Origin of the sequence: Xanthomonas sp. LMG 12462 (assembly GCF_009192885.1) — a bacterium.
Lineage (GTDB): Bacteria > Pseudomonadota > Gammaproteobacteria > Xanthomonadales > Xanthomonadaceae > Xanthomonas_A > Xanthomonas_A sontii.
The window spans coordinates 96,406-118,321 of sequence record NZ_NMPP01000077.1 but is presented as its reverse complement, the minus strand read 5'-3'; the positions used below and the strand labels follow the sequence as shown (position 1 = coordinate 118,321).

Annotated in this window: 19 protein-coding genes; 11 read left to right on the top strand and 8 right to left on the bottom strand. The window is 69.1% G+C overall.

The window, feature by feature from the left end; genetic code table 11:
* The first annotated feature begins 45 nt into the window (after nucleotides 1-45).
* On the top strand, nucleotides 46-1,767 hold the full coding sequence (locus tag CEK69_RS17295) for a PAS domain-containing methyl-accepting chemotaxis protein (RefSeq protein WP_152246948.1): 1,722 nt from the start codon (nucleotides 46-48) through the stop codon (nucleotides 1,765-1,767).
* Between the two features lie 168 nt (nucleotides 1,768-1,935).
* On the opposite strand, the gene CEK69_RS17290 is transcribed toward CEK69_RS17295, so the two are convergent.
* Both CEK69_RS17290 and CEK69_RS17285 read right to left on the bottom strand, forming a co-directional pair.
* Nucleotides 1,936-3,522, bottom strand: coding sequence for a thioredoxin family protein (locus CEK69_RS17290; protein WP_152246946.1), 1,587 nt, complete (start codon nucleotides 3,520-3,522; stop codon nucleotides 1,936-1,938).
* Nucleotides 3,523-3,724: 202 nt separating this feature from the next.
* Nucleotides 3,725-4,714, bottom strand: a complete 990-nt coding sequence (locus CEK69_RS17285) for a bile acid:sodium symporter family protein (protein WP_017914365.1) — start codon at nucleotides 4,712-4,714, stop codon at nucleotides 3,725-3,727.
* Between the two features lie 249 nt (nucleotides 4,715-4,963).
* Between CEK69_RS17285 and CEK69_RS17280 the strand changes: the two genes are divergently transcribed.
* Entirely contained in the window at nucleotides 4,964-6,178 is a 1,215-nt protein-coding gene (locus tag CEK69_RS17280; protein WP_152246944.1) for a hypothetical protein, read from the top strand.
* Between the two features lie 85 nt (nucleotides 6,179-6,263).
* On the opposite strand, the gene dnaG is transcribed toward CEK69_RS17280, so the two are convergent.
* The 4 genes from dnaG to rpsU all read right to left on the bottom strand — a co-directional run bounded on the left by dnaG (nucleotide 6,264) and on the right by rpsU (nucleotide 10,042).
* Nucleotides 6,264-8,006: a DNA primase gene (dnaG, locus tag CEK69_RS17275; protein ID WP_152180577.1), complete on the bottom strand. Its 1,743-nt coding sequence runs from the start codon at nucleotides 8,004-8,006 to the stop codon at nucleotides 6,264-6,266.
* A 71-nt stretch (nucleotides 8,007-8,077) separates the two neighbouring features.
* Nucleotides 8,078-8,992: a YihY/virulence factor BrkB family protein gene (locus CEK69_RS17270; protein ID WP_026143465.1), complete on the bottom strand. Its 915-nt coding sequence runs from the start codon at nucleotides 8,990-8,992 to the stop codon at nucleotides 8,078-8,080.
* A 141-nt stretch (nucleotides 8,993-9,133) separates the two neighbouring features.
* On the bottom strand, nucleotides 9,134-9,580 hold the full coding sequence (locus tag CEK69_RS17265; protein WP_017912044.1) for a GatB/YqeY domain-containing protein: 447 nt from the start codon (nucleotides 9,578-9,580) through the stop codon (nucleotides 9,134-9,136).
* 246 nt (nucleotides 9,581-9,826) lie between these two features.
* Nucleotides 9,827-10,042, bottom strand: coding sequence for a 30S ribosomal protein S21 (gene rpsU, locus CEK69_RS17260; RefSeq protein WP_003465342.1), 216 nt, complete (start codon nucleotides 10,040-10,042; stop codon nucleotides 9,827-9,829).
* A gap of 122 nt (nucleotides 10,043-10,164) precedes the next feature.
* Here rpsU and tsaD point away from each other — a divergent pair, with 122 nt between their 5' ends.
* From tsaD to CEK69_RS17220, 8 genes are all read left to right on the top strand, one after another.
* Entirely contained in the window at nucleotides 10,165-11,247 is a 1,083-nt protein-coding gene (tsaD, locus tag CEK69_RS17255) for a tRNA (adenosine(37)-N6)-threonylcarbamoyltransferase complex transferase subunit TsaD (protein WP_148829651.1), read from the top strand.
* A gap of 70 nt (nucleotides 11,248-11,317) precedes the next feature.
* The gene (gene folB / locus CEK69_RS17250; RefSeq protein ID WP_017912042.1) at nucleotides 11,318-11,671 is read left to right on the top strand and encodes a dihydroneopterin aldolase; all 354 of its coding nucleotides are present in this window, start codon (nucleotides 11,318-11,320) and stop codon (nucleotides 11,669-11,671) included.
* Nucleotides 11,668-12,987 (top strand): mechanosensitive ion channel domain-containing protein, encoded by a 1,320-nt coding sequence (locus CEK69_RS17245; RefSeq protein ID WP_017915483.1) that lies wholly within the window; start codon nucleotides 11,668-11,670, stop codon nucleotides 12,985-12,987. Before folB ends, CEK69_RS17245 begins: the two co-directional genes overlap by 4 nt.
* Before the next feature lie 79 nt (nucleotides 12,988-13,066).
* Nucleotides 13,067-14,515 (top strand): circularly permuted type 2 ATP-grasp protein, encoded by a 1,449-nt coding sequence (locus CEK69_RS17240; RefSeq protein WP_010341631.1) that lies wholly within the window; start codon nucleotides 13,067-13,069, stop codon nucleotides 14,513-14,515.
* The gene (locus CEK69_RS17235) at nucleotides 14,515-15,456 is read left to right on the top strand and encodes an alpha-E domain-containing protein (RefSeq protein ID WP_017912040.1); all 942 of its coding nucleotides are present in this window, start codon (nucleotides 14,515-14,517) and stop codon (nucleotides 15,454-15,456) included. The genes CEK69_RS17240 and CEK69_RS17235 overlap by 1 nt, the downstream gene beginning before the upstream one ends.
* A gap of 258 nt (nucleotides 15,457-15,714) precedes the next feature.
* Entirely contained in the window at nucleotides 15,715-17,889 is a 2,175-nt protein-coding gene (locus CEK69_RS17230) for a glycoside hydrolase family 3 N-terminal domain-containing protein (RefSeq protein ID WP_152246942.1), read from the top strand.
* 455 nt (nucleotides 17,890-18,344) lie between these two features.
* Nucleotides 18,345-18,788 (top strand): inner membrane protein YiaA, encoded by a 444-nt coding sequence (yiaA, locus tag CEK69_RS17225; RefSeq protein WP_152246984.1) that lies wholly within the window; start codon nucleotides 18,345-18,347, stop codon nucleotides 18,786-18,788.
* Nucleotides 18,789-18,923: 135 nt separating this feature from the next.
* The gene (locus CEK69_RS17220) at nucleotides 18,924-20,066 is read left to right on the top strand and encodes a PQQ-dependent sugar dehydrogenase (protein WP_193314028.1); all 1,143 of its coding nucleotides are present in this window, start codon (nucleotides 18,924-18,926) and stop codon (nucleotides 20,064-20,066) included.
* A gap of 210 nt (nucleotides 20,067-20,276) precedes the next feature.
* Here the strand turns inward: CEK69_RS17220 and CEK69_RS17215 are convergent, their stop codons facing one another.
* Nucleotides 20,277-20,585 (bottom strand): hypothetical protein, encoded by a 309-nt coding sequence (locus CEK69_RS17215; protein ID WP_017916324.1) that lies wholly within the window; start codon nucleotides 20,583-20,585, stop codon nucleotides 20,277-20,279.
* 169 nt (nucleotides 20,586-20,754) lie between these two features.
* Here CEK69_RS17215 and CEK69_RS17210 point away from each other — a divergent pair, with 169 nt between their 5' ends.
* Nucleotides 20,755-21,261: a hypothetical protein gene (locus tag CEK69_RS17210; RefSeq protein WP_152246940.1), complete on the top strand. Its 507-nt coding sequence runs from the start codon at nucleotides 20,755-20,757 to the stop codon at nucleotides 21,259-21,261.
* 120 nt (nucleotides 21,262-21,381) lie between these two features.
* Here the strand turns inward: CEK69_RS17210 and CEK69_RS17205 are convergent, their stop codons facing one another.
* Nucleotides 21,382-21,879 (bottom strand): hypothetical protein, encoded by a 498-nt coding sequence (locus tag CEK69_RS17205; RefSeq protein ID WP_152246939.1) that lies wholly within the window; start codon nucleotides 21,877-21,879, stop codon nucleotides 21,382-21,384.
* Nucleotides 21,880-21,916 lie beyond the last annotated feature (37 nt).

The following is a 21,916-nucleotide window of genomic DNA, read 5'->3' as shown; positions in this document are numbered from 1 at the left end:
GTTACCGGGCGAACGACCAAGATCGGCACAGCCGCGGAGACACGTATGTGGGGCAAGAGCAAGCAAGACGCGGCGAAGCTGCAGGCACTGACCGAGCGCCTGCGCGAGGCCGAGGCCGAGCGTGACCGCGCCCGTGCGCAGGCCGACAGCGCCCTCACCAATGTGGACGACATGCGCGTCCGTTTCGACCTGGTCACCAAGGCGACCACCGACGGCCTGTGGGAAATGCGGGTGATCGCCGGCGATCCGATCAACCCCGCCAACGAATTCTGGTGGTCCTCGCAGTTCCGCGCGATGCTGGGCTTCTCCTCCGAGCTCGACTTCCCCAACGTGCTCGACAGCTGGGCCTCGCGCTTGCATCCGGACGACAAGCAGGCCACGCTGGACGCGTTCGCCAAGCACCTGGGCGACCGCAGCGGCCAGACCCCGTACGACGTGGACTACCGCCTGCAGCTGAAGAACGGCCAGTACCGCTGGTTCCGCGCGATCGGTACCACCCAGCGCGACGCCCAGGGCTTACCGCTGCGGGTGGCCGGCGCGCTCACCGACATCACCGAGCGGCGCGAGCGCGAGGCGTTCCTGGACATCGTGCTGACGCGCTTCGAGCTGGGCCAGCAGATGCTCAACGACGGCCTGTGGGACATGAGCGTGACCGCCGGCGATCCGATCAATCCGGCCAACGAGTTCTGGTGGTCGCCGCAGTTCCGCGCGTTGCTGGGCTTCGCCTCCGAGGCCGAGTTCCCCAACGTGCTCGACAGTTGGTCCTCGCGCCTGCATCCGGAGGACGCGGAATTCGCGCTCAATGCCTTCGCGTCGCATATCAACGACCGCACCGGCCGGACCGGCTTCGACATTCAGTATCGGATCAAGCTGAAGAGCGGTGAGTACCGCTGGGTCCACGCGCGCGGCCTGACCAAGCGCGCCGCCGACGGCACCCCGCTGCGTGCGGTCGGCGCGTTGCTGGACATCCATGCCACGCGTCAGCTCGGCGAGGCGGCGCACACGCTGCAGACCGCGGCCGCGGAGATGGTCGAGGACAACAACGATCTGGCCCGGCGTACCGAGCAGCAGGCCGCGGCGCTGGAAGAGGCGGCCAGCTCGATGGAGGAGATCACCGGCACCGTGCAGCGCAACGTCGAGCACGTCGGTCACGCCAACCGCCTGGTGGATGGTGCCAGCGACGTCGCCCAGCGCGGTGGCGAGGTGGTGCGCGACGTGGTGCAGACCATGGCCGGCATCGAGAGCGCCTCACGCAAGATCGCCGACATCATCAGCGTGATCGACGGCATCGCCTTCCAGACCAACATCCTGGCGCTGAACGCGGCGGTGGAAGCGGCGCGTGCGGGCGAGCAGGGCCGTGGTTTCGCCGTGGTCGCCACCGAAGTGCGCAGCCTGGCGCAGCGCTGCGCCGATGCGGCCAAGGAAGTGCGCGGCCTGATCGCCAGCTCCAGCGAGCAGGTCGATCGCGGTTCGGCGCTGGTCGCACGCGCCGGCGCCACCATGGAAGAACTGCTCGGCTCGGTGCGCGAGGTGCAGCGCATCATGACCGACATCGCCGGCGCCAGCCGTGAGCAGAGTGCCGGCATCGGCCAGGTCAACCAGATCGTGGTGCAGATGGACACCGCCACGCAGCAGAACGCGGCGCTGGTCGAAAAGATGGCCGAAGCGGCGCGCGCGCTGGAAAACCAGGCCAGCGGCCTAAACGCGCATACCGCCAAGGAGCAGCAGCGCGCGGCCAACCAGGCGCCGGTGCGCGTGGCGGCCTGATCGGGAGCGGCCCAGCCCACGGCGCGTCTGCCGCGTCGTGGGCGTGAGGGGGGCTGTCGCGTCCTGCGACGCGGCAGATCCGCCGGGTCGGGAGCAGGCAGCTGTGCAGGCACCGGCGGTCGCCGCCGGCGCAGTGCCCTGCCGTGGTGCGCGAGGCGCCTCTCGCGCTCACCCCAACCAATGCTGGCAGCCGTCGCCTGCCTGGCTGCCGCAGCTTTGCTGCATCTTGTGCTGCAGCCGCGCGAGCACCGCGCTGCCGTCGTGGCCCTTGCTCCAGGCCTGCAGGGTCTTGGCCAGGGTGTCGAAACGCTGCCGGGTACGCTGGTGATAGCCGTCGGGCTGGCCGGCCAACTCTCCGATCACCTGGCCGGCGGCCGCCTCGATCGCGACCGAATTGTCCGGCTGCAGCCGGACCAGCCCATCGACATAGAGCACGCCCCACTGCACGCGGGTGGCCGGGCCCTGCGCGTTCTCGTAGGCCTTCTTCAGCCAGAACAGCGCCGTCTGCTTGTCGCCGCGCGCCTCGGCCAGGCCGGCCAGTTCCGGCATGTAGTAGTACGGGGTCTTGCTGCGCTGAAGCTCGGCCAGCAGCAGTTGTTCGGCACCGGCGCTGTCGCCGGCGGCGTCCAGCAGGCCGGCGGCGCTGCTGATCGTGGACTGGCGTTCGTAGTCGGTCCTGGCGGCCTGCTCGGCCCAGTGCACGCGCTGCTGCACCTTGGCGACCACCGCCGGCGGCAGTGGCGGATGCGGACCGTCGCCGGCCTCGGCCGGCTGGCCTTGCGCCAACCGCGCCAGGGCGATGTCCGCGGCAGCGGTGTCCAGGCGATCGCTGATCGGCAGGCTGCTGTCGGCGTAGACCTGGTCCAGCGCATGGGTCAGCGCGGCCGACAGCGTGCTGCGCTCGGCGGCATCGCTGGCCGCGGCCTGCACCAGCTCGCGCGCCGCATAGGTCAGCGTGCTGCGGTTTGCGCGCACCTCGGCCGGGTCGGCCAGCACCGCCTGCAGCAATTCGCGGTCGGCGGCGCGGTGCTTGGCATCCACCTTGGCAGCCTTGGCCGGATCCTGCGCGGCCAGCGCCAGCAACGCGAAACGGCGCTGCAAGGCCAGCTGCGGCGCGGCCGCGGCCAGCCGCGTGAGCACGTCGGCGGCCTGACCCGGCTTGACCAATTGCGCCGCATCCACCGCCCAGCCGTATTCGCCGAGCAGGGTCCAGTCGTCGGCGCTGAGCGTGGCCGGCGCCTTCAGCGCTTGCTGCAGCAACTGTGCCGAGGTGGTGGTGCGGGTCGCGGCCACGCGCAGGGCCTCGGCCAGGCGCACGGTATCGCTGTCCCCGGCCAGGCGGGTGATCTCGCTGCGGTCCGGCCGCAGCACGATGATGGTCGGATAGCCCTTGACGCCGAAGCGCTCGCCCCAGGCCTGCGCGCCTTCCGAATCGCCGTCCAGGTGCACCGCGACGAAGGCGCGGGTGCGGGCGATGAACGCCGGGTCCTTGAACAGCGTGGCCTTGAGCCGATTGCAGGGCGGGCACCAGGCCGCGCCCCAGTACAGCAGCACCGGCTTGTCGTGTTCGCGCGCTTCGGCGAAGGCGTCGTCGACGTCGCCCTCGCGCCAGGCGATGCCGGCGCTGTCGGCGGCAGGCGCCGCTGGGGCGGCCTTGGGCGCGGCCGGCGCGGGCGCTTGCTGGCAGGCACTCAGCGCCAGCAGCGCGGCCAGGCTGGCGGAGATCGTCGCGGAACGGCGGAACATGCGGCTCATGGGGGCACCGGGAGGGGAGGGAGACACGGCGCCGGCCGTGCCGGCCGTCTACTGTACGCAGCCGTTGCCGTCATCGCTCATGCCGGCTGCGCATCTGCATATGCCGCCCGTGCAGGTGCTGCGCGGCGCATGACACGCACTTGCGGCCCGCGTCGGCGCGGCGTGCCGGCCGGCGCCCGCGGCCGCCCCTTGCCGTTCGCCGCTAGCCGGTCGCTTCTGCCTTCGCCGCGCGCGCGTAGCGTTGCGCGATCACCGCGCAGACGATCAGCTGGATCTGGTGGTAGATCATCACCGGCAACACGATCGCGCCGAGGCTGCCGCTGGCGAACAGTACCTTGGCCATCGGCACGCCGGTGGCCAGGCTCTTCTTCGAGCCGCAGAACACGATCGGAATCTCGTCCTCGCGGGAAAAACCCAGGCGCCGTGCGCCGAAGGTGATCAACGCCATCGCCAGCGCCAGCAGCACCGCGCCGACCACGGCGACGCCGAGCAGCGCCGGCAGCGGCGTCTTGCGCCACAGGCCTTCGACCACCGCGGCGCTGAACGCGGTGTACACCACCAGCAGGATGGTGCTCTGGTCGGTGTAGCGCAGCACCGCGCGGCGGCGCTCGACCCAGCCGCCGATCCAGCGCTGCAGCAGATGGCCGGCGACGAACGGCACCAGCAGCTGCAGCATGATCTTGCCCATCGCCTCCAGCGGATTGGACATGGCGTTCTGCGCGTCGGTCAGCACGCCCATCAGCAGCGGCGTCAGGAACACCCCGAGCAGGCTCGACAGCGAGGCGCTGCACACCGCCGCCGGCACGTTGCCGCCGGCCATCGAGGTGAAGGCGATCGACGACTGCACCGTGGACGGCAGCGTGCACAGGAACAGCACACCGATGTACAGGTCCGGGGTCAGCAGCCAGTGCGACAGCGGCTTGAACAGCAGGCCCAGCAGCGGGAACAGGATGAAGGTGGCGGCGAAGATGGTCAGGTGCAGCCGCCAGTGCAGCGCGCCGGCGACGATGGCCGCGCGCGACAGCCGCGCGCCATGCAGGAAGAACAGCGCGGCGATCGCCAGATCGGTGACCACGTCCATCACCGACGCCGCGCGCCCCTGCACCGGCAGCAGCGAGGCCAGCAGCACCGTGCACAGCAGCGCCAGGGTGAAGGGTTCGATGCGCAGGCGCGCAAGCCAGGACTTGATCATCGGGGAAGGTCGAGCGGGGGGAGTCGTGCATTTTAGAAAGCATGGCGCCCGCACGCGAATCCGGACGCACGGCGTAGACAACTCGCAGACATGTTGCGGTGACGGCCGTTTCGGTCAAATGCGCGTACCGGCAGCTTGCTAGATTGCGGCCACCCGGTCGATGGGGAGCGCGCCGGGCACGCAGGCGCGTCGTGCACGCGTTTGTGCTTCCCGCTCCTCCAGGCATTGCCACGGACTCGGAGCTTGCATATGTCGTACGACCAGTATCAGACCGCTTTTGCGCTTTCGACATTGGCTAATTGGGTCAGTACCCAAAAGGGAACAGCGGTACAGCTGCAGGCCGCCTACCAAGCAGTGCTACAAAATACGCTGGCGTCGCAGCCGGCGAAGAATGCCATCGGCAGCTGGGAGTTGGTCTGGGGACCGCAGGTGTGGCAGATGGATGGTTCCGACCTTTCGGAAAATGCGATGTTCGTAGCCAAGGCGAGCGACGTGGGCGCTATCGCCGGAGACGTGTACGTCGTGGCGATCGCAGCTACCAACCCGAATTCTCTTTACGACTGGCTGATCGAGGATTTCAATGTGGTGCCGGTTGTGGACTTTTCCCACTTCAATCCACTAGACAAGAGTCCGCCGACCAGGGCCGTGTGGCCATGGGCGCCGAATGTCCCCTTTATCTCGATGGGAACTGCTCTGGGAGTATGGCATCTGCTGCAGATGGTCAGCCCGGCCAAGGCGATGGCGCCGGGTAAGAGCCTATGCGATTTCCTGCAGAGTGTGGCGCATAGCGATGCTACGGTGATCTTCGCCGGACATAGTCTTGGCGGTGCCTTGTCGCCGACTATGGCGTTCTGGCTCAAGAATGCTAACAAACTCAGTGGATACAAGGCGGTGTATTGCTATCCCACCGCTGGTGCCACGCCGGGGAATGGAGTGTTCGCGCAGGCGTATGCAAAGGCGCTTCCGGCGGAACCATCCGGTGCCACGGGATATCAGTCGTGGAATTGCGATCTGTGGAATACGCTTGATGCGGTGCCGCATGCCTGGAGAATAAACATGCTGGGCGATATCAAGACGAAGTTGTACGGAAATGTGTCGATCCCCGACGTCAATCACTTTGTCGATTTTGCGATCGCCAGTTCGTTGGCATCGCGCATTGGTTATGCGCAGATCCCCAATCAGTCGCTTCCGGGAAAGGTAAGTGGTGATAAGCCGAGCGATTTTAGATCTTTCATGAATCAGGTGAGGATTCAGCACACCGATGCGTATGAGACGTTGATTGCGGCCAAGCTTCAGCCCGTGCTGCCGCCCTCGCATGCGCTTCAGACCACAATGCGTGATAGCGAGGCGCAATTGGATGCCCTGGCCGCGCGGATGGAAGCGGAGCGCGAGGAACTGGCCGAACGTTTCTCAAAAGCGCGCGAGGCGTTGGGCGTGACCGATCCTGCAAAGTCGACGGCATAAGCGGAATCTGCGCCGATGCAACAGCGATGATCGGCACGACGGTCGCCGCCCTGCACCGTATGCGGGCTGCAGCGCAGGTGAGTCCTCAATGCAGCCCCGCACGCGCCTTCAACAGTTCCCGCAGCTCGTACTTGTCGGTCTCGTCCAACCCTTGCGCGCGCTGCTTGGCCTGCAGTTCGTCCAGGCGCTGCTGCAGCGTCTGCTTTTCCAGCTGCACGACCACGTCGTGCAGTTCCTGGCGCCAGCTGGCGGTCTCGCCGGCGATCTCCTGCACCGCCAGCTTCTGCAGTGCGGCCAGTTCCTCGCGTTCGTGGAAGTGTTCGAGCAGGGCGCCGGTGGTGATCTCCGGGCGCGCATGCACGATCTGCAGCAGTTCGATCATCAGCTCGATGCCGGGCAGGCGCAGGCCGGCGAACGGGTAGGGCGGCGGCAGGTCCAGCGCCAGCGAGGGCGCCTGCAGCAGGCGCACGATCGCCTCGCGGACCAGGCTGCGCTTGTGCGCCGGGCGCGGCGCGCGCGGCGGCGGCCGGCTCGCCGCGGCCGTGGCGACTGCCGGTGCGGCGGCGCCGATGCCGGTGAGCTCAGCCAGGCGCTGGCGCATCAGGTCGCCGAAGGCGCCGTCGGGAATCTGCGCCAGCATCGGCCGCGCGCGTTCGGCCAGGCGCGCCTTGCCGTCGAGCGTGCCGAGGTTGATCTCGCGCGAGAGTTCGTCGAAGAAGAACTGCGACAGCGGCGTGGCCTGGACCAGGCGCGCGTCGAAGGCCGCGGCGCCTTCCTTGCGCACGATGGTGTCCGGATCCTCGCCATCGGGCAGGAACAGGAAGAACGCCTGACGCCCGTCCTTCATCCGCGGCAGCACCGATTCCAGCGCCTTCCAGCCGGCGCGGCGGCCGGCGGCGTCGCCGTCGAAGCAGAAGAACACGTCCGGCGCGTTGCGGAACAGCAGTTCGGCATGGTCCGGCGTGGTCGCGGTGCCCAGCGTCGCCACCGCCTGGGTGACGCCGAACTGGAACAGCGAAACCACGTCCATGTAGCCCTCGACCACGATCAGCCGCTCGATCTTCTGGTTGGCCTGGCGCACCTGCCACAGGCCGTACAGTTCGCGGCCCTTGTGGAACAGCGCGGTCTCCGGCGAGTTCAGGTACTTGGGGCCGTCGTCCTTGTCGAGCACGCGGCCGCCGAAGGCGATGACCCGGCCGCGGCGGTCGAAGATCGGGAACATCACCCGGTCGCGGAACTTGTCGTAGACGTGGCCGCGGTCGTTCTTGGAGAACAGCCCGGCGCGGTCGAGCAGCTTGAGCCGGCGCTCGTCGGTGCCCAGCGCGTCCTTCAGCGCGCTGTAGCCGTCCGGGGCGTAGCCGATCTGGAAGCGCGCGCGGTTCTCCGCGTCCACGCCGCGGCCGTCCAGGTAGGCGCGCGCCTTCTCGCTGCCGTCGAACTGGCGTTGGAAGAACTTGGCCGCCGCTTCCAGCGCGGAGTACAGGTCGCGATGGTCGTCGCCGGCGGCCTGGGCGGCACCGCGCTGCTGGGCGTCGCGCGGGATCTCCATGCCGGCGCGCTTGGCCAGCTCGTCGACCGCGTCGAGGAATTCGAGGCGGTCGTAATTCATCAGGAAGCTGATCGCGGTGCCGTGCGCGCCGCAGCCGAAGCAGTGGTAGAACTGCTTGGTTGGCGACACCGTGAACGAGGCCGACCGTTCGTCGTGGAACGGGCAGCGCGCCGCGTACTCCTTGCCCTGGCGCTTCAGCGGCACGCGCGTGCCGATCACCTCGACGATGTCGGTGCGTGCGAGCAGGTCGTCGATGAATGCGTCGGGGATGCGGGCCATCCGCATAGGATGCCACGCGCGTGCGCCGTCACGCTGGCCGCGCGGCCTGCGTGTGGTTCAGCGCCGTGCGGTCAGGGCGCCGGCGGTGCCTGCGCAGCGCTGCGCGGGTCGATCCCGGCGGCGACGAGCTTGCTGTGCGAGCGCAGCCGCTCGTCGATCACCGCGGTGATCAGCGCGCCGACGAAGAACACCACGGTGGCGTAGTAGATCCACACCAGCAGGATCACCAGCGCGCCCATCGAGCCGTAGGCGCTGCCCGGTGCGGCGGTGGCGATGTACAGGCCGATCGCGTAGCGCCCGGCCACGAACAGGCAGGCGGTGATCGCGCCGCCGATGATCGCCTGGCGCCATTCCACGCGGCGGTCGGGCAGGTAGTGGTAGAGCACGGCGAAGGCCAGCACGTAGATCGCCAGGGTCGAGACGTAGCCGACCGCCGGCAGCACCGACGGCATCCGCGCGAACACCACCTGCAGCACGGTGGTCAGGATCATCGAGATCAGCAGCAGGAAGCCCAGCGCGAATACCACGCCGAAGGAGAACACGCGCTTCTTCAGCCAGGCCATGAGGCCGTCCAGGCGCTGCTTGTCGGTGCGGAAGATCAGGTTCAGCGCGTTCTGCAACTGCGCAAACACCGCGGTGGCGCCGACGAACAGCAACAGGGTGCTCCACAGCCCCGCCAGCGAGCCCACGCTGGGCTGGTTCTTGGCGTTGTCGATCACCGTCTGCGCGACCTCGCGCGCGCCGTGCCCGGCCAGTTGCCCGATCTGCGCGATCAACGCCTCCTGCGCCTGCGGATACAGCGAGGCGGTGAGCCACAGCAGCAGCACCAGCAGCGGCGCCAGCGACAGCAGCGCGTAGAACGACAGCGACGCCGCCTGGGTCATCACGTCGATCTCGACGAAGCGCCGCACCAGCGCGGCCGGCAGGCTCTGCTGCAGGCGGTCGAGATGTTTGTGCAGGCGATCGGACGACAGGGGCATGGACATGGGCGCGGGACCTTCGGCGCGCGGCGTCGCAACGCCGGTCCCGCACTGCGCGCAGAAGGGGGCGCGGGCTTGCCGGCGTTGTAGCAGCCCGTCGCCGAAAGGCGGGTGAAGCCCGCCGCGCGCGCTAACGCATCGGTGCGGTCAGCCGGCCAGCTGCTGCTTGACCAGCACCGAGACCTGGCCCATGTCGGCCTTGCCCGCGAGCATCGGCTTGAGCACGGCCATCAGCTTGCCCATGTCGGCCGGGCTGGCGGCGCCGGTCTGCGCCTTCGCCGCCTGGATCGCGGCGACGATCTCGGCCTCGCCCATCTTGCTCGGCAGGTAGCGCTCGATCACCACGATCTCCTCGCGCTCCACCTGGGCCAGGTCGTCGCGGCCGGCGGCCTCGTACTGGCTCACCGAGTCCTTGCGCTGCTTGACCATCTTGTCCATCACCGCGATCACCGCGGCGTCGTCCATCTCCACGCGTTCGTCCACTTCCTTCTGCTTGATCGCGGCGTTGATCAGCCGGATCACGCCCAGGCTGTGCTTGTCGCCGGACTTCATCGCGGCCTTCATGTCGTCGGTGAGCTGCTGCTTGAGGGTCATGAGGGGCTCCACAGGGAAGAGAAAAGGGGGAAGGGCATTCTAGGCAAGCGTGCTGGCGCTGGCCGTGGCCGAGGCGGCACGCGGGTGCCGAGGGACAGGGATGGGGCCGATGCCCGCGCGGAGGCGGAGCGCCAGGCCAAGGCGGAAGACGCACAAAAAGCCGGCGACGCTTGCGCGTGCCGGCTTCGTGGGCTTACCGTAGCGGATGCCGAAACCGGCACATCCCGCTACCGCAGGCCGCGATCCTCAGTACAGACGCTGGCGCTTGGTGACGTCGCGCGAGGTGCGACGCAGCTGGCGCTTCACCGCGGCAGCGGCCTTGCGCTTGCGTTCCTGGGTCGGCTTTTCGTAGAACTCGCGCTTGCGGGTTTCGGCCAGCACGCCGGCCTTTTCGCAGGTGCGCTTGAAGCGACGGAGCGCAAACTCGAAGGGCTCGTTCTCGCGGACTTTAACGCTGGGCATGGAATCTCCGGGACACAATGGTGACCGGGTCAGGCCCGGCGAGCCGCACATTATAGCGACAGATTTCGCGGCTGCAAGCACCCCGTTTGGCCTGCCGCCGATTCGGCCGCACAATGCACCCCATGAACGTGCTCGGCATCGAATCCAGTTGCGACGAAACCGGCGTCGCCGTCTACGACACCACCCGCTCCGGGGCGGCCGCGTTGCGTGCGCATGCGCTGTACAGCCAGATCGCCCTGCACGCCGAGTACGGCGGTGTGGTGCCGGAGTTGGCCAGCCGCGACCACGTGCGCAAGCTGCTGCCGCTGATCCGCCAGACCCTGGCCGAGGCCGGCCTGCAGGTGCGCGACCTGGACGGGGTGGCCTATACCGCCGGCCCGGGCCTGGTCGGCGCGCTGCTGGTCGGTGCCGGCGTGGCCCGGGCCCTGGCCTGGGCGCTGGAGGTGCCGGCGATCGGCGTGCACCACATGGAAGGCCACCTGCTGGCGCCGTTGATGGAGGATCCGGACCCGGTGCACGGCGCGCCGGCGCCGCCGTTCGTGGCGCTGTTGGTCTCCGGCGGTCACACCCAGTTGATCGCGGTGGAGGCCATCGGCCGCTACCGCCTGCTCGGCGAGACCCTGGACGACGCCGCCGGCGAGGCGTTCGACAAGACCGCCAAGCTGATGGGGCTGCCGTATCCGGGCGGCCCGCAACTGGCGGCGCTGGCCACGCAGGGCACCTCGGGCCGGTTTCGCTTCGCGCGGCCGATGACCGACCGGCCCGGCCTGGACTTCAGTTTTTCCGGGCTCAAGACCCAGGTGCTGCTGGCCTGGCGCGACAGCGACCAGTCCGACGCGGTGCGCGCCGACATCGCCCGCGGCTTCGAGGACGCGGTGGTGGACACGCTGGCGATCAAGTGCGAGCGCGCGCTGGAGGCGGCCGGCAGCGACACCATCGTGGTCGCCGGCGGCGTCGGCGCCAATCTGCGCCTGCGCGCCAAGCTGCAGGCGATGGCGCAGGCCCGTGGCGGCCGTGCCTGCTTCCCGCGCCCGGCGCTGTGCACCGACAACGGCGCGATGATCGCCTTCGCTGGCGCCCTGCGCCTGCAGGCCGGCCTGCACGACACCGCGTCCGCGGTGCAGGTGACGCCGCGCTGGGACATGGCGGACTTGCCGCCATTGGCGGCAAGTCGGGAATCGGGAATGGAGAATCGGGAATCGTGAGCGGCTCACGCGCCGCTTTTGCCTCTGCTCTTACCATTCCCCACTCCCTATTCCCCATTCCCCGCTCCCCATGGATAAAGTCTTCATCGAAGGTCTGGAAATCGACGCGCTGATCGGCATCTACGATTGGGAGCGGCGGATCCGGCAGACGCTGCGCTTCGATCTGGAAATGGGCTTCGACAACCGCAAGCCCGCGGCCAGCGACGACATCGCCGACACGCTCAACTACAAGGCGGTGAGCAAGCGCCTGGTGGAACTGGTCGAGCAGTCCGGCTACGGGCTGGTGGAAACACTGGCCGAGCGCTGCGCGGAAGCGGTGCTGCAAGAATTCGACGTGCAGTGGCTGCGGCTGAAGCTGAGCAAGCCGGGCGCGGTGCGCGGAGCGCAGGCGGTGGGGGTCATCATCGAGCGCAGCCGCGCATGAGCACGCAGGCATCGCTGCCATTCGCCAGCGCCGCGCCGGCGGCGCTGCCCGGCGCACGTTTCTTCGCCGACCTGCAGCACACCCTGGCGCCGTATCCCTGGGCCTACGACGCGATGGTGATCGTGGCGCTGTTGCTGGCGGCGTGGCTGGCCAACTGGGTGACCAAGCGCATTCTGCTGCGCGGGCTGCGGCGGGTGCTGCGCGCCACCGTGCTCAGCGACAAGGAAGTGAAGCTGAGCGTGATTCCGCGCCTGGCCAACGTGATCCCGGCGCTGGTGCTGTCGCTGGGCATCGGCGCGGTGCCGCACCTGCCGGCGGCGATGGTCAGCGTGGTGCGCAACGTCTGCGCCGCTTTCATCGTGCTGACCGTGGCGCTGGCCCTGTCGCGCGTGCTGGATCTGCTCAACCACGTGTACGAGCGGCGCCCGGATGCGCACAACAAGCCGATCAAGGGCTACATGCAGTTGCTCAAGATCGTGCTCGGCGTGGTCGCGGCGGTGCTGATGGTGTCGGTGCTGGTCGACAAGTCGCCGGTGATCCTGCTGTCGGGCGTGGGCGCGATGATGGCGGTGCTGATCCTGGTGTTCCAGGACACCCTGCTGTCGCTGGTGGCCAGCGTCACCATCAGTTCCAACGACATGGTCCGCGTCGGCGACTGGATCGAGATGCCGCAGCAGAACGCCGACGGCGACGTGATCGACATCGCGCTGCATACGGTCAAGGTCCAGAACTGGGACAAGACCATCACCACCATCCCGACCAAGAAGCTGATCAGCGACTCGTTCAAGAACTGGCGCGGGATGAGCGAGGCCGGCGGGCGCCGGATCAAGCGCGCGCTGTACCTGGACCAGCACAGCGTGCGCTTCCTCGACGCTGCCGAGATCGAGCAGATGCGGCAGTTGACCGTGCTGCGCGAGTACATCGACCGCAAGCGCGACGAACTCGGCGCCTGGAACGGGGCGCTCGCCGAACGCGGGGTGGCTCCGATCAACGGCCGCCGGATCACCAACCTCGGCACCTTCCGCGCCTACGTCGAACATTACCTGCGCGCCAGCCCGCACGTGCGCCAGGACATGACCCTGCTGGTGCGGCAGCTGGAACCCGGCGCCAACGGCCTGCCGCTGGAGCTGTACTGCTTCGCCAACGACACCCGCTGGGCGATGTACGAGCAGATCCAGGCGGACCTGTTCGATCACCTGCTGGCGATCCTGCCCAATTTCGACCTGCGCGTGTTCCAGGCCTCCAGCGACGCGATGTTCATGGACAGCGCGCGGATCCGCCGCGCCCCGGACGCCGTGCCGCCGCCGGCGGCTTGACGGCTGTCACGTCTGCGGGCATGTTGCGGGACAACATGCCGGCGCCTCTCGCCGCCGGCCCGCAGCAACAAGGGGCGCGATGGACTGGAGCAAGTACCGCACGGCCACCTTCGACGAGCTGATCCAGTCCGATGGGCAGCCACGTCCGGCCGCGCGCCGGGTCATCGAGTACCTGTCCAGCCTCAGTGGACGCGAATTGTCCGAACGCCAGCTCGCCGCCGACGTCGCCGCGCGGGTCATGGGCATCACCTTCACCGTCTACTCCGACGGCCGCAACGTCGACCGCACGCTGCCGTTCGACCTGATCCCGCGGGTGATCCCGCTGCACGAATGGCAACGCACCGAGGCCGGGCTGAAGCAGCGCATGCGTGCGCTCAACCTGTTCATCGGCGACATCTACGGCGCCCAGCGCATCGTCAAGGACAAGGTGTTCCCGGCGATGCTGCTGGAGCACTCGGTGAACTTCCGCCCGCAGTGCGTGGGCATCACCCCGGCACTGGGCGTGTGGGCGCACGTGTGCGGCTCGGACTTGGTGCGCGACGCCGACGGCACGCTGTACGCGCTGGAGGACAACCTGCGCATCCCCAGCGGCGTGTCGTACATGCTCGAGAACCGCATGGTCGCCAAGCGGGTGTTCCCGGAACTGTTCGAGACCAGCGCGATCCTGCCGGTGGACGATTACCCGGCGCAGCTCTACGACACCCTGGCGGCGCTGTCGCCGCGCCCGGGCGACCAGCCGGTGATCGCGCTGCTGACCCCGGGCATCTTCAACAGCGCCTACTTCGAGCATGCCTACCTGGCGCAGGCGATGGGCATCGAACTGGTCGAGGGCGACGACCTGTTCGTGGCCGACGACGACTGCACCTACATGCGCACGGTGTACGGGCCGCGCCGGGTCGACGTGATCTACCGCCGGGTCGACGACCTGTTCCTGGATCCGGAGGCGTTCCGCGCCGATTCGGTGCTGGGCGTGGCCGGACTGATCCGCAGCTGGCGCGCCGGCAAGGTGGCGCTGGCCAATGCGCCGGGCGCTGGCGTGGCCGACGACAAGGTGGTGTTCGCCTACGTGCCGAAGATGATCCGCTACTACCTGGACGAGGAGCCGATCCTGCCCAACGTGCCCAGCTACCTGTGCCACGACGATAAGGACCGCCAGTACGTGCTCGAGCACCTGGACGAACTGGTGGTGAAGCCGGCCAACGAGTCCGGCGGCTACGGCATGCTGATCGGCCCGCGCTCGACCACGCGCCAGCGCGAGCAGTTCCGCAAGCTGATCCTGGCCGACCCGCGCAACTACATGGCGCAGCCGACCCTGGGCCTGTCCACCGCGCCGATCGTGACCGAGGCCGGGCCGGCACCGCGGCACCTGGACCTGCGCCCGTTCATCCTCTCCCGCGAGGACGTCTACGTGACCACCGGCGGGTTGACCCGGGTGGCGATGGAGGAGGGCTCGCTGGTGGTCAATTCCTCGCAGGGCGGCGGCGCCAAGGACACCTGGGTGGTGGACCTGGACGAGGAGCTGGACTGATGCTCTCGCGCGTCGCCGATAACCTCTACTGGTTCAGCCGCTACGTGCGCCGCGCCGAGACCACCGCGCGGCTGGTCGGGGTGGGCAGCTTGCTGCAACTGGACCTGCCGCGCTCGGTGCGTTTCGCCTGGCGGCCGATGATCGACACGGTCGGCGCCGGCGAGATCTTCGCGCTGTGGTTCCCCAACGCCGGCGACGACGTCGGCGACGCCGACGTGGTGCGCTTCCTGCTGCTGGACGAGCGCAATCCGTCCTCGCTGCGCAGTTCGGTGCAGTACGCGCGCGAACTGCTGCGCAGCATCCGCGACACCCTGCCGCAGGAGATCTGGGAAGCGGTCAACGACCTGCACCTGTACATCGACGCCAACGGCGAGCGCAGCGTCGGCCGCCGTTACCGCATGGAGTTCCTGGGCCACGTGACCGACGCCTGCCTGAAGGTGTCCGGGTTGCTGACCGCCAACGTCAGCCGCGACATCGGCTTCCAGTTCCTGCGCCTGGGCACGGCGATCGAACAGGCCGACATGACCACGCGGATCATCGACGCCGGCGCTTCGGGCCTGATCACCCCGCGCAAGGCCGACGACCGCGAGGCCTACCAGGCCATGCAGTGGATGAGCGTGCTGCGCGCGCAGGCCGCCTACCAGATGTACCGCCGCCACGTGCGCCAGCGCGTCACCGGCGAGCAGGCGCTGCGCTTCCTGCTGCAGAACAACGACTTCCCGCGCAGCGTGCAGTTCTGCCTGGTCCGCGCCCAGCACATCCTGCCGACCATGCCGCCACGGCCGCCAGTGGAGCGCGCGCTGATGCGCATCAGCGGGCTGGTGCGCAATGCCGATCCGGCCTACCTGGCCGCGCACAACCCGGCCGGGTTCATGGACGAGATCCAGACCCACCTCGGCCACCTGCACAACGCGATCGCCGAGGCCTACTTCAGCTCCTGAGCTGAGGCGGGCGGCCTGTGCGCTGCGCCAGCGGCCGGCCGCGGCGATCCGGGATCAGCGCCGGGCTGAGCCGGGCCCGGCTCTCCCTCCAGTCCCCCTAGGCGGCGCCCCTTCGCCGGCGTATGGTGCGCAGCGGCCGGGCCGGCCCCGGTCGGTAGACAGTTTTATGAATAGGCGATTCCGGCGCCGGAACTTGCCCCATCGACTGGCCGCAGAGCTAGAATTGGCGGCTATGTAAACGTTTTCTCAAAGGACCCCATGGCTTCGGATCGTATCGAATCGCTCATCGCCCGCATGACCGTCGAGGAGAAGGTCGGCCAGCTCGGCGTCTTCGCCGACATGGTGCGCCCGTTCGCCCCCGACGTGAATCCGGAAGCCAACGTCCGCAATGCCGACGAGGTGCTGCAGCAGGTGCGCGCCGGCCGGGTCGGCTCGCTGTTCAACGGCGTCGGCGCGGAACTGGGGCGGCGCATCCAGCAGGTGGCGCTGGAGGAGAGCCGGCTGGGGATCCCGGTGATCCTGGCTGCGGACGTGATCCACGGCATGCGCACGGTGTTCCCGATCCCGCTGGGCGAGGCCGCCAGCTTCGAGCCGGAACTGGCCGAGCGCACCGCGCGCGCCACCGCGGTCGAGGCCACCGCCGCCGGCATCCACTGGACCTATGCGCCGGCGGTGGACATCGCCCGCGACCAGCGCTGGGGCCGCGGTGCCGAAGGCGCCGGCGAGGATGTGGTGCTGGGCTGCGCGTTCGCTGCCGCGCGCGTGCGCGGCTTCCACGGGCCGGACCTGCGCGCCGACGACGCCTTGCTGGCCACGCCCAAGCACTTCGCCGCCTATGGCGCGGTCGCCGCCGGCATGGAGTACGCCAGCGTCGACATCGCCCCGCAGACCCTGCGCGACGTGCATCTGCCGCCGTTCCAGGCCGCCTTCGAGGCCGGCGCGCTGAGCGTGATGACCTCCTTCAACGACATCAACGGCGTGCCGGCCAGCGCCAACCACGAACTGCTGACCGAGATCCTGCGCGGCGAATGGAAATTCCCCGGCGTGGTGATCTCCGACTACACCGCCGACATGGAGCTGATCGCGCACGGCTATGCCGCCGACGAGCGCGACGCGACCAAGAAGGCGTTCCTGGCCGGCATGGACATGAGCATGCAGAGCGGCTTCTACGCCGCGCACCTGCCGTCGCTGGTGGAGGACGGCGAGGTGCCGATGGCGCTGCTGGATGCCTCGGTGCGCCGCGTGCTGGAACTGAAGGAGGCGATCGGCCTGCTCGACGATCCGTACCGTTCGCTGGACCCGGCGCGCGAGGCCGACCTGTCGCACATCGCCGCGCACGATGCGCTGGCGCGCGACGCGGCGCGGCGCTCGATCGTGCTGCTGAAGAACGACGGCCCGGTGCTGCCGCTGCGCAAGCAGGGCCAGAAGATCGCGCTGATCGGCCCGTTCGCGCAGGACCGCGACAACATCGAGGGCTGCTGGACCCTGTTCGGCGACAAGAGCCGCTATGTGTCCCTGGAAGCCGGCGTGCGCGCCGCGCTGGACGACGCGCAGGCGCTGACCGTGGTGCCCGGCTGCGGCCTGGAAGCGCCGCTGGACGGCGGCATCGAGGCGGCGGTGGCCGCCGCGCGCGCCGCCGACGTGGTGGTGCTGGCGCTGGGCGAGCCGCAGCGCTACAGCGGCGAGGCGCAGTCGCGCACCCAGATCGTGCTGCCGCCGGCGCAGCAGGCGCTGGCCGAGGCGGTCGCCGCCACCGGCACGCCGCTGGTGGTGCTGCTGCGCAACGGCCGCGCGCTGGCGCTGCAGGGCGCGGTGCGCGACGCCGCGGCGATCGCGGTGACCTGGTACCTGGGCACGCAGACCGGCCCGGCGGTGGCCGACGTGCTGTTCGGCGACTACAACCCGTCCGCGCGCCTGCCGGTGAGCTTCCCGCTCGATGCCGGGCAGCAGCCGTACTTCTACAATCACCCGCGCACCGGCCGGCCGGAACTGCCGACGATGAGCGAGTTCAAGTCGCGCTGGCGCGAGGTGCCGAACGCGCCGCTGTATCCGTTCGGCCACGGCCTCGGCTATACCCAGTTCGCCTATGGCGCGCCGCAGCTCGACCGCACCCAGGTCGGCTGGGACGACACCCTGACCGTGACCACGCGCATCGACAACGTCGGCGAGCGTGAAGGCGAGGAAGTGGTGCAGTTGTACATCCACGACCGCGTCGCCAGCCGGGTGCGCCCGGTGCGCGAGTTGAAGGCGTTCCGCAAGGTGCGGCTGGCCGCGGGCGAGGGCATGGAGGTCCGCTTCACCCTCGACCGCCACGCGCTGGCCTTCACCGGCCGCGACGGACAGTGCGCGGCCGAGCCGGGCCTGTTCGACCTGTGGGTGTGCGCGTCCTCGGGCAGCGGCGAGCCGGTGGCCTTCGAGCTGCTGCCCGGCTGAGCCGGGCGCAGCGACAGCCGTCGCCGACGTGGGCGTGACGCCGATGGTGATTCGGCCGCGCGGAGCGGCCTGATCCGGAGGCAGCGCCATGCCGCCCGGAGGACGCGCGCTGGCTGCTCTTGCAGCCACTTTCATGGTCTGGCGTGCCTCTGTGGGGCCGCAACGGACGCCTGTCGTGGGTGCGCGCGCGTGTACTCGTCGCGTCGGCTTCCTGCCTGCGGCCCGCGTTCCCGGCCTTCCATGCAGGATGCGGCGTGACGCTGCCTGCATCTGCGGAAGCGTTCCGATGCGGCCTGCTGCAGGCGTCTACGGCGGGGCGGCGCAGCATCCACTGTGATCGGGTGCGTAACTCGCCGCTTTCCTCTACCTTATGCATTCAGGTTGCGTTGTCGGGATGCGCGCTGCGCCTCGCCCATGCGCCGATCCTGGTCTTCCCTCATCACAAGGAATTTCTCATGCAAGCTGCGCCCAAGACCTCCGCCGCCTTTATCGCTGCCTCCTGGGGGGCGTTGCTGCTGGGCACGGGCGGGTTCCTGATCGGCTTGTGGAATGCCGAAATGATGTTGAACGAGAAGGGGTATTACTTCACGGTCCTGCTGTTCGGCCTGTTCTCCGCGGTCTCGCTGCAAAAGAGCGTGCGCGACCGCGTCGAGGACATTCCGGTGAGCGCGTTGTATTACTCGATCTGCTGGTTCTCGGTGATCGCGGCGCTGGTGCTGTTGGCAGTCGGTCTGTTCAATGCAACCTTGTTGCTGAGCGAGAAAGGCTTCTATGCCATGGCCTTCGCGCTTAGCCTGTTCGGTGCAGTGGCGGTGCAGAAGAACACCCGCGATGCGGTGGGGCCCGGTCAAGGCGGCAAGCGTCACGTCGGGCAGACGCTGCCGCCTCCGCTGGAGTGATCCGGTCTGGCGCGCTGCCCCGGGCGGGCAGACCGCTGCCGTCGTGACCGCGACCACGGCTTGGCCGCGGCATGCTTGCCGTGCACGCGGGCTCTGCTAGGTTCGGGATTCGACCCCAACCGATAGGTGCACGTCATGCGAACTCCCCTGGGTTTGGCTTGCGCGCTGGCCATGGGCCTGGCGATCTCTGCGGCGCACGCCGCCCCCGCCGACACGGCCGCCGAGCGGCGCGGCGACTGGCCGTTCTCGGCGACGCCGGTCGCCACCTTCAACGAACCGTGGGCGATGAGCTTCCTGCCCGACGGCACTGCGCTGGTCAGCGAGAAGGGGGGCACGCTCAAGCGCATCGATCCGGTCAGCGGCCATACCGGCACGGTCAGCCGCGTCCCCACCGTGGCGTACGGCGGCCAGGGCGGCCTGGGCGATGTGCTGCCGCATCCGGGCTTCGCCAAGAACGGCTGGGTCTACCTGAGCTACGCCGAACCCGGCAGCGGCGATACCCGCGGCGCAGCGGTGATGCGCGCCAAGCTGACCCTGGACAGCAGCGGCGGCGGCACCCTGTCGCAGCAGCAGGTGATCTGGCGGCAGCAGCCCAAGGTGTCCGGCAACGGCCACTTCGGCCATCGGCTGGCGTTCGGCCCGGACGGCAAGCTGTGGATCAGTTCCAGCGAGCGGCAGAAGTTCGATCCGGCGCAGGACATGAGTGGCAACCTGGGCAAGATCGTGCGTCTCAACGACGACGGTAGCGTGCCGGCCGACAATCCGTTCGCCAACCGCGGCGGCGTCGCCGCGCAGGTGTGGTCGCTGGGCCACCGCAACGTGCTCGGTCTGGCCTTCGACGCCAACGGCCGGTTGTGGGAACACGAAATGGGCCCGGCCGGCGGCGACGAGCTGAACCTGATCCAGCGCGGCGCCAATTACGGCTACCCGATCGTGTCCAACGGCGACCATTACGATGGCCGCCCGATTCCCGATCACAGCACGCGCCCGGAATTCGCCGCGCCCAAGGTGAGCTGGACGCCGGTGATCTCGCCGGCCGGCTTCGTCATCTACAACGGCAGCCGCTTCCCGCAGTGGCGCGGCAATGGCTTCATCGGCGGCCTGTCCTCGCAGTCGCTGGTGCGGATCGAGTTCAACGGCGAGACCGCACGCGAGGCCGCCCGCTACGACATGGGCAAGCGCATCCGCGAGGTGGAGCAGGGGCCGGATGGCGCGCTGTGGCTGCTGGAGGATGGCGCCGGTGGGCGGTTGCTGAAGTTGCAGCCGCTGGAGAGTTGAGGAGTACACCCGGCAGCGGCGGTTGCGCCGCTGCCGGGTGAGCGGCGTGGGGCGCGTGCGCCTGCCGATGCGTCGGTGCTGGCGGCGTGGGTGCGATCAGGAACATCGCCGTGCTGCCTTCGTAGGCGCGGCTTCAGCCGCGACGGGCTTTACTGAGAAAGCCTGTCGTGGCTGAAGCCGCTTCTACAGGTGGGAACGTGGCGCGTCGCCTTATTCGCCGTTGCCGGCACGCTCCCAGGCGCGGCGCACCGCGTGGCGGGCCTTGCTCCAGCTCAGCGTCTGTGAGCCCTTGTTGTTGTCCCAGTCGCGGTGCAACTCCGCTTCCACCTGCTCGTAGGCGCGGTTGAAGTCGCGGATGCGCGCCTCGTGGCCGGCGTGATAGGCGGGTTCGTAGTCTTCGAACCGCTCGCCCTCGCTGTAATAGGGCTCGTCGGCGAAACGATCGCGCCAGTACTGCGAGACGCTGTTGCGGTCCTCGTCGTTGGGCGCACGGCCGGGAATCTGATACGGAACGCTCATGATGGTTCTCCGTGGACGATGAATGCGCTCCACGCTAGCCACGCCGGCGTTAAACCCGCCCCTGCGCGGCGTGATCGCGATATGAAACATTCATGCCTTATGGCAGGCTGCGCCGGCGCTCAGGGTGGCTTACGATCCGCCGCTACGCCCCTCTCTTCCGGCAAATCCCATGGCCGCCAACGGCATCGCCTTGTTGACCCCGTACCTGGCCACGGCCGGCGTCGGCTGGCTGTATTACCGACGCATCCGCCGCTATTTCGGCCGCCAGCCCTGGCAGCCGCGTCGCACGGGCGTGCGGTTGGTATTCCTGTTGCTGGTCGCGGCCTTGCTGGCGTGGCTGGCCGTGCACCTGCCCGCCGTGCGCCTGGGCATGGCGTTGGGGGCGGTGGGCGGGGCCGCGCTGGGCGGCTTCGCCCTGCACCACACCCGTATCGAACTGCAGGACGGCGCGCGCTGGTACACGCCCAATCCGTGGATCGGCGCCGCGCTGAGCGTGCTGTTGCTCGGGCGCCTGGCCTGGCGCTGGGCCAGCGGCGCCTTCGCCGGCGGCAGCGCGGAAACCCTGCAGAACGCCAGTCCGCTGACCATGAGCATCGCCGCGGCGCTGATCTCCTACGGGCTGGTGTACGCCGCGGGTCTGTTGGTACGCATGCGGTCGCTGACGCCAGCCGCCTGACGAAACGCGCCTGCCGATGACGACGCCATGGCGGCGGGTCTTCGGGCCGTGCCGCCGCGTCAGTACGGAACTGCGCAACGGAGAACGTCTCGCGCCAGGCCTGGCCTAGCTGGCGTGATGTCAGTGCGCGACAGCCGCCGCTTCGTAAGGCAAGGCCGTGGTGCCGACCGCGCGCATCGGCGCATCGGCGGCGTCCAGTAGCTCCGGCTCGCCTTCGATCACCACCAGGATGCGCCCGGCCTCGATTTCCTCTTCGAAGTTGCGCCGCACCGGATCCGGCACGGTGGAACCGACCAGCGCCGAGGACCAACTGCCGACCAGGGCGCCGGCGATGGCCATGACCCCGGCGCCGGCGAGGGTGATGCCCAGCGGCGGCACCGCGATCGCCGCCAGCCCGGCCAGCAGTCCGGCCGCACCGCCGCCCAGGGCGCCGCGCGCCGCGGCCGGCACGGTGTCGGTCTTGCCTTCCTTGCGGTCGTCCGGGATGGCGTCCAGCTCGATGTCGCCGCGTGCGACCAGCGACAGGTCGTCGTTGTCGAGACCGGCACTGCGCGCGGCCTGCAGCGCGCGGGTGGCGGTGGGCAGATCCGGAGCGCTGTAGACGCGGCGTCGTTTCATGGCGGGCGGCTCTCGCTGGTGGGCGTCCAGCGTCCGG